This is a genomic window from Neobacillus mesonae (assembly GCF_001636315.1).
GTDB classification, from domain to species: domain Bacteria; phylum Bacillota; class Bacilli; order Bacillales; family Cytobacillaceae; genus Neobacillus; species Neobacillus mesonae.
In genome coordinates this window covers 2,433,336-2,447,225 of sequence record NZ_KV440949.1, presented here as the reverse complement: position 1 = coordinate 2,447,225, position 13,890 = coordinate 2,433,336, and the positions used below count along the sequence as shown (strand labels likewise).

Here is a 13,890-nt window from a genome sequence, read left to right as displayed (position 1 = left end):
AAATTCGCTAATAAAAGAGAAAAATCCGCTAATATAAAAGACGCCAATAAATAGAAAACTTCTTAAAAGCTCGCCAACCCGGCGAGTTTTCCTTTCAAAAGGGGGATAAAAAATGAACGAACGCTATTCACGGCAAGTGCTCTTCCCCGGGATTGGGAAAGAAGGCCAAGAGAAAATAAGCCGCAAGCATGTCCTTATCATCGGCGCCGGCGCACTGGGATCGGGAAATGCTGAAATCCTCGCACGCGCGGGAGTCGGCAAAATCACGATTGTGGACCGCGATTATGTAGAGGCAAGCAATCTGCAGCGCCAGCAGCTGTATACCGAAGAGGATGTGGCTGAAAAACTTCCCAAAGCAGCGGCAGCAGAAAAACGGCTAAAGGCGATTAATTCGGACGTGGAAGTACGCGCAATCATTGGCGACGCAACACCAGAAATGCTGGAAGAGCTGGTCCCTGATGTAAACGTCATGATCGATGCCACTGATAATTTTGAAACACGGATGGCAATGAATGATGCTGCCCAAAAATATAATGTTCCGTGGATTTACGGGGCGTGTGTCGGCAGCTTCGGGATGAGTTTTTCGATTATACCGGGAAAAACACCATGTCTAAATTGTTTGCTCCGCACAATTCCGCTGCAAGGGATGACCTGCGATACCGGCGGAATTATTTCGCCGACGGTGCAAATGGTGATTTCCCACCAGACAGCCGAAGCGTTGAAGATGCTTGTAGAGGATTGGGAGGCTGTCCGGACTTCGTTTGTCAGCTTTGACTTGTGGCGCAATCAATACTCAAGCATGAAAATGTCGAAGGCTAAGTTTGCCGGCTGTTTGTCCTGCGGTGAGGAGCGGACATATCCATATTTGGACCGTGAGAATATGACAAAGACAACAGTGCTTTGCGGCAGGGATACTGTGCAGATCCGTCCCGCAAAGGCAGGGGAGATTTCCTTAGAGCAGCTTTCTGCCCAGCTATGCTCACTTGGCTATAAGGTAAAAGGAAACCCGTATTTGCTGTCGGTTGAAATGGGCGGAGAGCGGATGGTTATTTTTCAAGACGGCCGCGCCCTTATTCATGGAACAAAGGATTTAACACATGCCAAGACGATTTATCAGCGGATTATGGGATGATAATAAACTCGTACTTTTAAGGTACGGGTTTTTTAGGCTTAAAATCCAACGCTAAATCTGGAACTAATAGTTTGGGAATACTTTTTCCAAATTCCGACATGTTCCACGTGAAACATGCGGAAACATGTCGAGGGGTCTAATTTTTCGAAAAAACGACGATACTCATGTAGAATAGAGACGAGATTGAATGGCAGAGGTGGCGTTTGTGAATATTTCGGTGCAAAAGCTGTTGGCGAAGATGGAAGAGGAATTAAACCAGGCAAAGGCGGCTCCCAAGCAGGAAAGCTTGCGAGAAAGAGTTCACTCTATTAAAATATTATGCGAGTTGATACTTGAAGAAAACCAGTTGAAGACGGCGGAATCATGGAATGAACCGGTCATTAGCCGGCAGGTGCCTGTTGCGGTACAGCAGCAGGGGGTATCTATACCTATATCACAGCCGGTATCCACCTTTCAGCCGAAAAAACTGGAACTAGATGATGAAGCAAACGGGGATTCGTTGTTTGATTTTTAAGGTGCAAGTTTCGGCTGGGCGCAGGAAAGGCGGATATAGTGATTTTGGCCGCAAAAAGGGCTTCTGCGCGTTAGGGCACGAGAACTGTCCCCATGCTTCATTAATGGGAGGAAAGTGAATGATGAAGACGTTTATTGTGATTGGTGCGGTTAATGCGTTTTTGGCGGTGGCGCTTGGGGCTTTTGGGGCGCATGGGTTGAAGGATAGGCTGGATGCGCATTATTTGGAGATTTGGAAGACTGGTGTGCAGTATCAGATGTTTCATGCGACGGGACTATTGGTGATTGCTCTGTTGCTTGGAAAGGCCGCAACAAGCTCATTGTTTTCTTGGTCGGGCTGGTTGATGCTGATTGGGATTGTTTTGTTTAGCGGCAGCTTGTACTTGCTGAGCCTAACAAAAATCGGGCCATTAGGAGCAATTACGCCGATTGGCGGGGTTTGTTTCTTAGCAGCATGGATTTTGTTGATTGTCGGTGCGGTGAAACATTTTTAACAGATGGAAAAAGGCATTGGGCTTTAAAAATAGCTCCAATGCCTTTTTTATTAACGTGGTGGAAAAGTACCTAACTGAGGACCGCCGCCGAATGGATAATCATACTCGATTTCCTCGGCAAAGGTGATGTAGTCGACCGCTACCATTGGGATGAGATAGCGGGTGCCGACTTGCGGATCACTTAAAATAACATGGTCTCTTCCGGCAGCCTCGATAATCCCTTTGAATTCCTTGGCATTCCATTGTGTATTGCCTTCAAAGGTGGCAAACACACTGACTAATTTTCCTTTGTTCAAACGTAAAATGTTTTCAATGTATGACTGCTCAATTGGCAGCATGCCTGGTATGGACGGAGCTCCCGATGGCGGTCTAGGCACAACGCCGGTGCTTGGCGGTGGAAATTGCTGCTGCGTCGGTTGGAACGCCTGACCTCCCGCCATCGGCTGTGCTCCCTGCTGCCCGGCTGCACCAGTATAAGGCTGGTACCCTTGAGGATTATAATATGACATCTTTTTCCCTCCTATTAAAAAATAATCATTGGCCAACATTGTATTCATACTCCATAAACCCCAAATTAGGTACGTATAAGGGCAGGAATTATTTTTTTCTATAAGGGTCTGGCTTTTCGGGGCTTAGCTTATACACTCACTGTTTAATAGTATGAGATAAAATGAGGATATATGACTTGAGGATGTGGCGGGAAAATAAAAAAGCTCCCAGCAGCAGCTGAGAGCCTTTGTTAGTTAAACATGAAGAAAGCTGGCTACGCGTTCTTCCTCTAAAATATTTCCGACAAAGAATGCTCCGAATTCGCCGTAGCGGGCGCTGACTTCATCAAAACGCATTTCATAAACAAGCTTTTTGAACTGCAGGACCTCGTCGGCGAATAAGGTAACACCCCACTCGTAATCGTCGAAGCCGACAGAGCCGGTAATGATTTGCTTAACTTTACCGGCATATTGGCGGCCGATCATGCCGTGGCTCTTCATTAAATTACGACGGTCTTCCATCGGCAGCATGTACCAGTTGTCATTGCCTTGGCGGCGCTTGTCCATTGGATAGAAGCAGACATGCTTCGCTTTAGGCAGGATTGGGTAAAGACGGCCTTGAACGTATGGATTTTGGTATGGGTCCCCGCCGTCAGATGGAATATAGTTGCTGAGCTCTACTACGGATACATAAGAAAAAGCAGGAATGGTGTATTCTGCTAATTTGGTTTTATTGAATTCGGTTTCAATTTCATTGAGCTCTTCCATTGTTGGACGAAGGATCATCATCATAAAATCAGCCTTTTGACCAACAATTGTATATAATGCGTGGCTGCCTTCTTTACGTTCTTGAGTTTTATTCCATTTTTCAACTAGACTTAAAAACTCGTGGATTGCCGTTTGGCGCTCATCACTGGAAAGCATCTTCCAAACTGTCCAATCGATGCTGCGGAAATCGTGCAGGCAATACCAGCCATCAAGCGTTTGTGCTGCTTCGTTCATTGATCATCACTCCTACATCATCATTGTTCTTAGAACCACCCCTACTATAACATAGTTTGACCAAGACATGCCCGTATAAAACCTGCATTATCTTGTTGGATATTTTCATAAAATGAAGCAGATAGTAAAAAGCAGGGCATATTAAAAAAATTTCCGTTTGAAAGCGCAATCTGTGATGTACATAGTTTGAAAATCCGCCTTGGTCAAGTATGCTAAAGGTAGAGTATGATTATAGGAGGTTTTGTTGTGAGCGATTTATTTACAGGATTGAAAAGTAAGATTTCCGAACGAGAAATGAAAATAGTTTTTCCGGAGAGCTTGGATGAACGGATCTTAAGGGCAGCGGGCCGTTTGGCAGAGGAAAAACTGCTGACGCCGATTCTGCTTGGCAACATTGAACAGGTGCAGGCTAAGGCAAGTGAGCTGGGCGTATCGCTGGAGGCGGTTGAAATTTACGACCCTTCTAACTATGCGGGAATGGACGAGCTTGTCGCTGCGTTTGTTGAGCGCCGCAAAGGGAAGGCAACCGAAGAGGATGCCCGCAAGATTTTACTAGATGTTAACTACTTTGGCACGATGCTTGTATATTTAAATAAAGCGGACGGGTTGGTCAGCGGGGCGACCCATTCGACGGCAGATACTGTCCGTCCTGCACTGCAGATCATCAAGACAAAGGAAGGCGTCAAGAAAACGTCAGGTGTGTTTATTATGGTGCGCGATGATGAGAAATATGTTTTTGCCGACTGTGCGATTAATATTGCGCCGGACAGCAATGATTTAGCGGAGATTGCAATAGAGAGCGCGAAGACAGCGGAGACATTTGATATCGAGCCGCGCGTGGCAATGTTAAGCTTTTCCACAAAGGGTTCGGCAAAATCAGAGGAAACGGAGCGGGTGGTCGCAGCTGTTGCCGAAGCAAAGCGCCGTGATCCATCGGTTGTTTTAGATGGTGAATTTCAATTTGATGCCGCGTTCGTTCCGTCCGTTGCGAAAAGCAAGGCGCCGGATTCCGTGCTCCAAGGCGATGCCAATGTATTTATTTTCCCAAGCCTGGAAGCGGGCAACATTGGCTACAAAATAGCCCAGCGCCTAGGCGGCTTCGAAGCAGTCGGGCCAATCCTGCAGGGCTTAAACCGCCCCGTAAACGACCTCTCCCGCGGCTGCAACGAAGAAGACGTCTACAAACTCGCGCTCATTACAGCAGCGCAGGGGTTATAATATAAAGGGTGTCAGGCACCATGTGAATTTTTCACATGGTGCCTGACACCCAACTCAACTGTAAAACATTAAGGGAGTTACCATTATGGAAGGTTTGTTGCGTCAGGCGGAATGGCGGGTGATTGATCAGTCTTCGGCTGGTCGGCAGTTTTTGGCGCTGGAGTCGTTTGGTTATGATGATACGCTGTGTGCTTCGGTTGGGGCTGGGAAGGCGCCTTCCACTGCGCGCACTTGGGTGCATCACGATACGATTGTGCTGGGGATTCAGGATACGAAGCTGCCCTATTTGCAAGAGGGGATTCAATTTTTAAATGAACAGGGTTATCAGGTGATTGTCCGAAATTCCGGGGGCTTGGCCGTTGTCCTTGATCAGGGGGTCCTCAATATTTCGCTTATTTTTCCGGAAAGTGACAAAGGGATTGATATCAACCGCGGCTATGATACGATGTGGGCGTTGATTCAGAGGATGTTTGCCGATTTCCCTGAGACCATTGAAGCCCGTGAAATTACCGGCTCCTATTGTCCCGGAAGCTATGATCTTAGCATTCATGGGAAAAAATTTGCCGGAATCTCGCAAAGGCGGCTGCGAAGGGGCGTGGCGGTTCAGATTTATTTGTGTGTGAACGGCAGCGGTTCCCAGCGGGCTGAGATTGTACGTGAATTTTACTCGAGAGCGAAACGGAACGACGAGACAAAGTTTGTCTATCCGATGATTGTTCCGGAAGTGATGGCGTCCTTGTCAGAGCTGTACGGCTGTGATTTTTCCATAGGCAATGTGATGCAGCGTCTATTAAACCAGTTAAAGCAGCACAGCGGCCTGCTTTATGCCGGGCCGTTAAATGAGTATGAACTCGAGCTTCTGCCTGGGTACGTGGAACGGATTGTTGACCGGAATGTTGCGTTTTTGGAAATGCAAAAAGAGGCTGACTCGCAGGGGTAAACACCTTATCCCGAGTCGGCCTCTCTTTTTTTAAAAAGAGCTGCTGCGCAAGTTCTCTTCTCCCTAAACTTTTGTTTAGAAACTATTCCGCTACTTTTTCTAAGTTTCCATTTCGGTCCATTTTGAATTTGGTAGCGGGTCTTTCTTCCTCTTCAAATAACACCAGCTTGCGGGCGCGATTCATAATCTTCATCAATGTTTCGTAGTCTTCCTGCATCGTTTCCGAATTTTCCTCAAGGCCTCTAAGCTTGTTGTTCAATTCGTCATTTTGCCGCTTCAATTCGGCCATTTCCCGCTTCAATCTTTCATTCTCACTTTTTAATGCTTCATTTTGCAGATTGGAATGTTTAAAGTTTTGCAAGAAATTAATTACGGAATCAAGCGTCAGTCCTGTTGCTGGAGCCTGCTGTGTATAGACTTGCGGCTGCGGCTTGACGTATGTTTCCATCGCCATTTCTGCGGTTAAATTCTGAACCTCAGAAGCTGGTACATCCGCTATAGGCATTTCCGGAATGGTTACCGGGACCTCCGCAGCAACCGGCAGTGTATCCAGTTCTTCAGGAGAACCGACCGGCGGGCTGTAGAGCAGTTTTTTCTTGCCGCCTTGGTCTTTACCTAAGATTCTTTGCCTTTGCTTGCGTTGTTTTTTCGCTAGGGCCAAGGCTTTTTCATAGCGGTGGCGGACAACGGCATTCCATCTGAAGCCGCAAGCCGCGGAGGTTCTGTTCAGCTTGTCACCTACTTCTTCAAATGCGTTCAGCTGGGTGCTTCCCTCTCTTACATGCCTGAGGACCGTTTCAGCCAAAAGCAAATCATTTTCATCTGTCCATGCATCTTGACGAACTTTCATCTGTTTCAACTCCCTAAATTTTTTTCATGAATACTAGCCCTATATTGGCTATAGTTTAAAAGTTCTAGTCATATGATGGACAAGTTTTTCACGGTTTATACCAAAATGGTTAAAAGGATAATAGATTTTTTAAATAGCTATTTTCTTTGGTAAAAATTGTTCCCTTCGGATGATTGGCTGGTCCTGTTGGAATTCTGCGGGTTAAGGGGATGGAGGATGACGATTGCGGCTTGCAATGGGCGGTAAGAAACTGTAAAATACGTTAGGAGTAAAATGGATGATCGTGATTATTGTTCTATTGTTTGCCAACCGGTGAAATTCTATGCTGCCGGTTGGGTAAAATAATGTTATAGATTGTTAAGAAAAGCGTTTGAAGAAAGGGTTGTCGGAAAGTGGCTAATGAATTTCGCGTTTGTGATGATTGCCAAGCCGTGAATTTGAAGACATTAATCCCTCGTTTGAAAGAAGCTGATCCGGATGCCGAAATCAAAATCGGCTGCCAATCATATTGCGGGCCCGGCCGGAAAAAGACCTTCGCCTTCGTCAACAACCGCCCAGTCGCCGCACTGACAGAAGAGGAATTAATGGAAAAAGTAAACAAAAAGATAAAATAAAAAAGAATAAATCACCTTTGCTGCTCAAATGGACAAAGGTGATTTTTCTTTTTTGTGTAGTCGTTGGTGTCAGGCACCATGTGAAAAATTCACATGGTGCCTGACACCACGATTGAATGCAGTGACACCAATTGTCGAAAAATCCTGCGGAATTTTGTTCTTTTTTGGTATATAATAGAAATAATGATTTTCGGTTGTTATTTGGAATGTAAATGGGAAGTAGGGAAGCGGATGACCTATTCGGCGGAGAAGTTAAATGAAGAGAAAGTGTTTAAGGATCCGGTGCACCGCTATGTTCATGTGCGTGACCGGGTGATTTGGGATTTAGTCGGAACGAAGGAGTTTCAGCGCCTCAGACGGATTAAGCAGCTTGGCACGACCTTTTTGACCTTCCACGGGGCAGAGCACAGCCGTTTTAACCATTCTCTTGGCGTCTATGAGATTGTCCGCCGGATTATTGACGATGTTTTTGACGGCAGGCCGGAATGGGACAATGATGACCGCCTGCTGACCTTATGTGCTGCCCTTCTTCATGACCTAGGCCATGGGCCGTTTTCCCACGCATTTGAAAAAGTGTTCGATTTCGATCATGAAGATTTTACACGGGCGATTATTTTAGGGGAAACCGAAGTAAATAAAGTCTTAAAGAACGTTGGACCTGATTTTCCGGAAAAAGTCGCCGAGGTGATTGCCAAGACGTCGGAGAAAAAAATCGTCGTCAGTATGATATCGAGCCAGATTGATGCCGACCGGATGGATTATTTGCAGCGTGATGCTTATTTTACTGGAGTCAGCTACGGCCAGTTTGATATGGAGCGGATTTTGCGCGTCATGCGCCCGCGGGAAGAGCAGGTCGTGATCAAAAAGAGCGGCATGCACGCGGTTGAGGACTATATCATGAGCCGCTATCAAATGTATTGGCAGGTATACTTCCATCCTGTTTCCCGCAGCGCCGAGGTGATTTTGACGAAAATTCTCCACCGCGCGAAGCAGTTATATAAGGAAAACTATGCCTTCAAGCACGAGCCGCAGCATTTTACCTCATTTTTCTGTGAAAACGTGACATTAGAAGACTATTTAAAGTTAGATGAAGCGGTTATCATGTTTTATTTTCAAATCTGGCAGAACGAGACTGATCTGATTTTGAGCGATTTGTGCCGCCGCTTTGTCAATCGGAATTTGTTTAAGTATGCCGAGTTCGACCCGGCCAAGGAATACAAAAAGCTGGCCGAGTTAAATGTGCTGTTTTTAAAGGCGGGGATTGACCCTGAATATTATTTGGTGGTGGATTCTTCCTCTGATTTACCATACGACTTTTACCGCCCGGGCGAGGAAGAAGAGCGGCTGCCAATCCATTTGTTGATGAAAAACGGGGAATTACGGGAGCTTTCCAGAGAATCAGAGATTGTCGATGCGATTTCAGGAAAAAGAAGAACCGACCACAAACTCTATTATCCTGCTGATTTTCTGGCCGACGAATCAACGGGGAAGGATATTAAAAAGCAAATACTTGCCCTTTTAGAATAGAGAAGCTGTTTGGTAAAGGGGCGGAGCGCTGCAAAATGGAATCAGTAATATCCATTGCGGTACGGATACCTATTTTTTCACGATGAATAAAGTGAAGCATAGCTCTGCTCGCACCGCCTTTATTAAGCGGCTAAGGCAGGATTCTCTGAATTTATTTCAATCGTAACTAGCGGAATGAAACGCCATATAGGTTTTACATGGAGTAGGAGATGACGAATAGTGTTAAAAGATCATGCTAAGCTGATGCAGGCGATTATGGTTTCCGGCGAAATCATTGGGCGGAAAAAGCTGCAAAAGATGATATACATTGCGAAAAAGATTCAATTTCCATTTAATGATAGATTTCAGTTTCATTTTTACGGTCCATACTCCGAGGAGTTAACGACAAGAGTAGAAGAGCTATGCAACATGGGTTTTTTGAACGAGGTCAAGGAAAAAAAGGGCGGTTATTTTCAATACCGCTACACGCTGACTGAGCCCGGGAAAGAGTTTTTGAGCTTAAATGAAGTGGACATGCCGTTTTTAGGGGATTGTCTTTTGGATATGAACGATCAAAATGCGAGATTTTTAGAGCTTGTCTCAACAGTGCTGTTTTTCGATGACCTCCCAAAGGAAGAGGTTATGAATAAGGTGTTTACGTTAAAAAAGAGCCAGCGCTACACAGAGGCGGAAATCGATGAGGCGTATCAGTATATTGAAAGCTTAAAAGCAAAAGTTCAATAGATTGTAGGATTGTGTTAAACACTTGGGTACCGAAAGCGGGGTGGGCCTAAGTGTTTTTTATTTTGGGTAATATGAATTTTCTTGAAATTCTGTTATGATTTGTCTATCAGAGGGTAAGGGGGATACGGCATGGATGATTTTATAGGACTGGTGGCAATTGTAATGACTTTAGGGATTCCAATCACCGCCATTCTAACATTCCATTTTCAAAAGCAGACCAAATTAAAAGTAGGAATGGTCAAGGATCAGCTGGAGCTAGAAAAACTAAAACATGAAAACTATCTAATCGAAACAGAAAAAATGCGCCTCGAACTCGAAAAAATGAAACTCGACAGCCCAAAGGACAATCTAAAACTATAAAACGGTGTCAGGCACCAAGAAAAGCGGAAGCGCCTCGCTCAGGGGCGACAAGCACAAGTCAGGCCTTCTTGACGGATTGGCTTGTGACCTCGACCCCTAGGCGCTGAAGCTGGACATGTGAAAAATTCACATGGTGCCTGACACCAAAGTGTAAAAAGTTACTGCAGTTACAATTACTTGTCGCTGAAGCGGACGCCTGCTACACCGTAGTGGTTTTTGCTCATTTCTTCGATGAAGACGGTGACGTTTTCTTTTGGGGCGCCGGTGGTTTCGCTGACGGCGTCGGTTACTTTTGCAACCAATGCTTTCTTTTGTTCCTCGGTGCGTCCTTCAAGCATTTTGACAGTTACGTATGGCATGCTCTATTCCTCCTTAAATATGTACTACGCTAGTAGTGTTCCACAATTGACGAAAAATTGCAATATCTCCTGCGCACATTTGATTTTCTTTTTCGAAGCCGTTTCATGTATACTATAAGGAAAATAGAGCCAGTTCGGTTGAAATTCAACCCGTTTTTCAATAAGGAGGAGAGACCCGTTTGGATTCTTTGGAAGGATTTCTGGCATACCCGCTAAAGTGGATTCCCTATGTGGCGATTACGTTAGTGTTTGCCTTTACATTGCATGAATTTGCCCATGCCTATGTCGCCTATAAATTCGGTGACGAGACAGCGAAAAAACAAGGACGGCTGACGTTAAACCCAATGCAGCACCTAGACCCGTTCGGCACGATCTTAATCTTGATTGCCGGATTCGGCTGGGCCCGCCCGGTACCAGTCAACCGTTACTTTTTCAAAAAGCCGCGTTTGGCAGGCATTCTCGTTTCCGCCGCCGGCCCGCTGTCGAACTTGCTTTTGGCCTGCGTTGGCTTTATAGTGGGCTATGGTTTATCCCGGATGGGCTTCAACATAACCGGTAATTTCAATGATTTCTTGAATATTTTTATCCAGCTGAATATCGTTTTGTTCATCTTTAACCTGCTGCCGCTGCCGCCGCTTGATGGCTATCGGATTATCGAAGACCTTGCCCCTAATGATGTCCGGGCGAAAATGACACAATATGAACAATATGGAGTACTGGTTTTTTTAATCTTAGTTCTGATCCCGCCGCTTAATGCGATGACCATTCAGCCGCTGTTCGGCGTTGTCATTCCGTGGGTATCCAGCGTGTTAAGCAATTTCTTTTATGGTGTATTTTTTTAAAGGAGGTTTTGAGCCATAATGGAAGAAAAAAAGAAAAAAATAGGCTTTAATATTATCAAAAGTGATCCGACTGACGGGCATAAAGGCTTTGGTAAAGGTGCTCTCAGTCTCGATAACGTTTCTCCGGTCATCATTGACGTCGAGGCAGGCGAGGCGGAAATTGACATCGGTGCAATGCATGCCCGCAGTGCCGTCGAAAAGGGGATCAAGTTTTTACCGAATAAAGAAGAAGTTCCAAACGGCAAGCCGTACTGGCTTGTGTGGGTCACCATTGACCGCAAAGAAGAAGGGCCGTATTATGCCGGCGTGACCGCGTGCTACATGACCGTGGACCGGGAAATCCGCCGCGGCTACAAGTCGCTGCCTGTGCATGTCAACCGCATGGATAAATCGCTGAAGCGCCATATTATCGTCGATGAGATGGATGCAAAGTCCAAGAAGGTGCTGGCTGACTTCCTCCGCGCCCATAATGAAGTGTTATGGAATAATTCAAGTGATGAATTGAAGGAAAGTTTGACAAATTTGTGAAATTTAGAAATTTTTTTGGGAAAATAAAATGTGTAATCTCTTGTAGTTTTTTAAAAAAATGGGTAGTATTATAAGAAGTGTGAAAAACACTGTAAGACTAGGACAGGAAAAAGCTCCGGGACCCATTCCGGAGCTTTTTCCGTTTTGTGAGATAGGGGACTGCTGGTCCCAAATCGGCGCTCAGCCAGCCTCAATATTATTATTTTAATCGAAACTTAACTCCATGGCAGAATCTTCTTGTACCAAGGCTTTTTCACCTTTTTCCCGCCTTGGGCCGGCTCCTCGCTCCTGCCGCCGTTCTTTAAGTGCTCGGTACAGTATTCGCTCGGCTCTGTCCCGGCGACATAGTAGGTAAAGCGCCGGACCGGACAGTCCTTAGTCGCAAGCTTCCCGTTTGCCGGATTGACATAGACCCCGATGACCCCGTCTTTTGGCGGTTTAAAGGCTTTTACCGGTTTGCCATCCAGGGCTTCCTCCATAAAATTGGCCCAAACATTTTTCGCATACGATTTTTCCGGCCGAAGCTCAATCGGTTTGCCGACATCATAGCCTGCCCAAACAGCGGTAACAAGCTGGGGCGAATAACCGATCATCCAGCTGTCCGTCTCCGTCGACCCGGATTTTCCGGCATACGGTCTTGTCAGGTCGTCCGCAATCGTGCTGCCGGTTACTTTGGCATAGCCGTTCAGCTTCCGATCGAACACGCCGGTCAGCATTTGCGTCATCACATAGGCTTTGGCCGGGTCAAGAATCTTTTCCGTTTCTTGTTTTCTTTCAAAAATCACCTTGCCATTATAGTCTTCCACTCTCGTAATCAACGTCGGGTAGACGCGCTTGCCGCCATTGGCAAACAGGCTGTAAGCATTGGCCATTTCAATCACACGGACCCCGGATGTGCCGAGGGCAAGTGAAGGCACCTGCATCATTTTTGTCGACAGCCCGAATTTCTTTGCGGTCTCCGCCAGCACTTCTTCGCCTAAAAACAAATGGGTTTTCACGGCATAAATATTGTCGGACACGGCCAGCGCCTGGGCGAGCGTGATTTCACCGTTGGCATACTTGTTGTTGAAGTTATGCGGCTTATAATCCAAGCTGCCGTCATCAAAATGAAACGTTGTCGACTCGCTTCGCATCATGGATGAAGGGGTAAAGCCATTCTCTAAGGCGGCGTAGTAGAGCAGCGGCTTAATGGTTGACCCTGGCTGCCTGATCGCCTGAACAGCCCGGTTAAACGGGCTTTTCTCGTAATCCCGGCCGCCAACCATAGCTTTGACATAACCGTTTTTCGGATTCATGGCGACTAATGCCACTTGAATCTCAGAAGAATGAGATACATATTTTTGAATTTGCTCCTCCGCCGCTTTTTGCTGCTTAACATTAAGGGTGGTGTACACCTTCAGTCCGCCAAGGGCAATTGTGCGGTCATCTAAATGGAGCTGATTCTTCAAGGCGTTTTTGACGGCATCCTGAAAATATGGGGCCGCCTTCACCTTTTGCGTCGTATGAACGCCTGTGAATGTAAGCTTCTCTTGGGAAGCGGCCGCCGCTTGTTTTTTGGTAATATAGCCGTTGTGCACCATGCTGTTTAAAATAATTGTTTGGCGTTTTTTCGCGTTTTCCGGTGATCGAAGCGGCGAGTAGAGCCCAGGTCCCTTTGGAATACCAGCAAGCATGCTGGCCTCTGCCAGGCTGAGCTCCGCTGCTTTTTTTCCAAAATAAAACTGGCTTGCGGCTTCGGCACCATATGCACCGTTACCATAGTAGATTGTATTTAAATAGCCTTCCAAAATATCTTTCTTTGAATAATTCATTTCCAAGCGGATCGTATAAAACGCTTCATGAAGCTTCCGTGTCCACGTTTTGTCGTGTTCGAGGAACAGATTGCGGGCATACTGCTGGCTGATGGTGCTCGCCCCCTGCACCTTGGCAAACGCCTTGATATCAGCAATGACCGCCCCGGCAATCCGCTTATAATCAAAGCCATGGTGATCGAAAAAATTTTTATCCTCAATAGAAATGGTGGCATTCACCAAATCGGGCGAAATTTTGTCGAGCTTGGCCCAATACCTTTTTTGCCCGCTGTTGCTTTCGCCGATCAGCGCGCCGTCATCCGCGAAATAGAGCGTTGACTGCGGCACAGCGAGCGGCGGGGCGCCTAGTATTTTTGCGTAGGTTAGAATGCCGATCAGGACAATAGCCATACAAACCATGCCGATCAAACTGATGAAGAATATAGCACGAAAAATTTTAATCGTCTTACGAAACCCGTGATCCGTCATGATTTCCACAATGGCCACCAC

General features: G+C 46.2%; 16 protein-coding genes. 11 read left to right on the top strand and 5 right to left on the bottom strand.

Annotation, left to right across the window (positions count from 1 at the left end):
* Positions 1-112: 112 nt before the first annotated feature.
* The 3 genes from A6749_RS11580 to A6749_RS11570 all read left to right on the top strand — a co-directional run bounded on the left by A6749_RS11580 (position 113) and on the right by A6749_RS11570 (position 2,139).
* Positions 113-1,132: a thiazole biosynthesis adenylyltransferase ThiF gene (locus A6749_RS11580; protein ID WP_066389624.1), complete on the top strand. Its 1,020-nt coding sequence runs from the start codon at positions 113-115 to the stop codon at positions 1,130-1,132.
* Positions 1,133-1,337: 205 nt separating this feature from the next.
* Positions 1,338-1,646 carry a YwdI family protein gene (locus A6749_RS11575; protein WP_066400935.1) on the top strand — a complete coding sequence of 103 codons (309 nt, stop codon included), beginning with the start codon at positions 1,338-1,340 and terminating at the stop codon, positions 1,644-1,646.
* A gap of 121 nt (positions 1,647-1,767) precedes the next feature.
* The gene (locus tag A6749_RS11570) at positions 1,768-2,139 is read left to right on the top strand and encodes a DUF423 domain-containing protein (RefSeq protein ID WP_066400934.1); all 372 of its coding nucleotides are present in this window, start codon (positions 1,768-1,770) and stop codon (positions 2,137-2,139) included.
* A gap of 50 nt (positions 2,140-2,189) precedes the next feature.
* On the opposite strand, the gene gerQ is transcribed toward A6749_RS11570, so the two are convergent.
* Positions 2,190-2,648 (bottom strand): spore coat protein GerQ, encoded by a 459-nt coding sequence (gene gerQ / locus A6749_RS11565; RefSeq protein ID WP_066389622.1) that lies wholly within the window; start codon positions 2,646-2,648, stop codon positions 2,190-2,192.
* Positions 2,649-2,882: 234 nt separating this feature from the next.
* Positions 2,883-3,629, bottom strand: coding sequence for a hydrogen peroxide-dependent heme synthase (gene hemQ, locus A6749_RS11560; RefSeq protein WP_066389619.1), 747 nt, complete (start codon positions 3,627-3,629; stop codon positions 2,883-2,885).
* A 246-nt stretch (positions 3,630-3,875) separates the two neighbouring features.
* Between hemQ and pta the strand changes: the two genes are divergently transcribed.
* On the top strand, positions 3,876-4,847 hold the full coding sequence (pta, locus tag A6749_RS11555; RefSeq protein WP_066389618.1) for a phosphate acetyltransferase: 972 nt from the start codon (positions 3,876-3,878) through the stop codon (positions 4,845-4,847).
* Positions 4,848-4,932: 85 nt separating this feature from the next.
* Positions 4,933-5,787 carry an octanoyl-[GcvH]:protein N-octanoyltransferase gene (locus A6749_RS11550; protein ID WP_066389617.1) on the top strand — a complete coding sequence of 285 codons (855 nt, stop codon included), beginning with the start codon at positions 4,933-4,935 and terminating at the stop codon, positions 5,785-5,787.
* 82 nt (positions 5,788-5,869) lie between these two features.
* Here the strand turns inward: A6749_RS11550 and A6749_RS11545 are convergent, their stop codons facing one another.
* Positions 5,870-6,637: an RsfA family transcriptional regulator gene (locus A6749_RS11545; RefSeq protein WP_066389616.1), complete on the bottom strand. Its 768-nt coding sequence runs from the start codon at positions 6,635-6,637 to the stop codon at positions 5,870-5,872.
* 392 nt (positions 6,638-7,029) lie between these two features.
* Between A6749_RS11545 and A6749_RS11540 the strand changes: the two genes are divergently transcribed.
* The 4 genes from A6749_RS11540 to A6749_RS11525 all read left to right on the top strand — a co-directional run bounded on the left by A6749_RS11540 (position 7,030) and on the right by A6749_RS11525 (position 9,861).
* Positions 7,030-7,251, top strand: coding sequence for a YuzB family protein (locus A6749_RS11540; protein WP_066389612.1), 222 nt, complete (start codon positions 7,030-7,032; stop codon positions 7,249-7,251).
* Between the two features lie 231 nt (positions 7,252-7,482).
* Positions 7,483-8,778: an HD domain-containing protein gene (locus tag A6749_RS11535; protein ID WP_066389611.1), complete on the top strand. Its 1,296-nt coding sequence runs from the start codon at positions 7,483-7,485 to the stop codon at positions 8,776-8,778.
* 219 nt (positions 8,779-8,997) lie between these two features.
* Positions 8,998-9,501, top strand: a complete 504-nt coding sequence (locus A6749_RS11530) for a YwgA family protein (protein WP_066389609.1) — start codon at positions 8,998-9,000, stop codon at positions 9,499-9,501.
* A gap of 129 nt (positions 9,502-9,630) precedes the next feature.
* Positions 9,631-9,861: a hypothetical protein gene (locus A6749_RS11525; protein ID WP_066389607.1), complete on the top strand. Its 231-nt coding sequence runs from the start codon at positions 9,631-9,633 to the stop codon at positions 9,859-9,861.
* A gap of 173 nt (positions 9,862-10,034) precedes the next feature.
* On the opposite strand, the gene A6749_RS11520 is transcribed toward A6749_RS11525, so the two are convergent.
* Entirely contained in the window at positions 10,035-10,220 is a 186-nt protein-coding gene (locus tag A6749_RS11520) for a 2-hydroxymuconate tautomerase (RefSeq protein WP_066389605.1), read from the bottom strand.
* A 188-nt stretch (positions 10,221-10,408) separates the two neighbouring features.
* Here A6749_RS11520 and A6749_RS11515 point away from each other — a divergent pair, with 188 nt between their 5' ends.
* Both A6749_RS11515 and A6749_RS11510 read left to right on the top strand, forming a co-directional pair.
* A complete protein-coding gene (locus A6749_RS11515; protein ID WP_066400933.1) occupies positions 10,409-11,062 on the top strand; it encodes a site-2 protease family protein in 654 nt (217 codons plus the stop codon).
* Positions 11,063-11,080: 18 nt separating this feature from the next.
* Positions 11,081-11,590, top strand: a complete 510-nt coding sequence (locus tag A6749_RS11510) for a YwhD family protein (protein WP_066389603.1) — start codon at positions 11,081-11,083, stop codon at positions 11,588-11,590.
* 215 nt (positions 11,591-11,805) lie between these two features.
* Here A6749_RS11510 and A6749_RS11505 read toward each other — a convergent pair whose 3' ends face one another.
* Positions 11,806-13,878, bottom strand: a complete 2,073-nt coding sequence (locus tag A6749_RS11505) for a transglycosylase domain-containing protein (protein WP_066389601.1) — start codon at positions 13,876-13,878, stop codon at positions 11,806-11,808.
* Between the last annotated feature and the right edge of the window lie 12 nt (positions 13,879-13,890).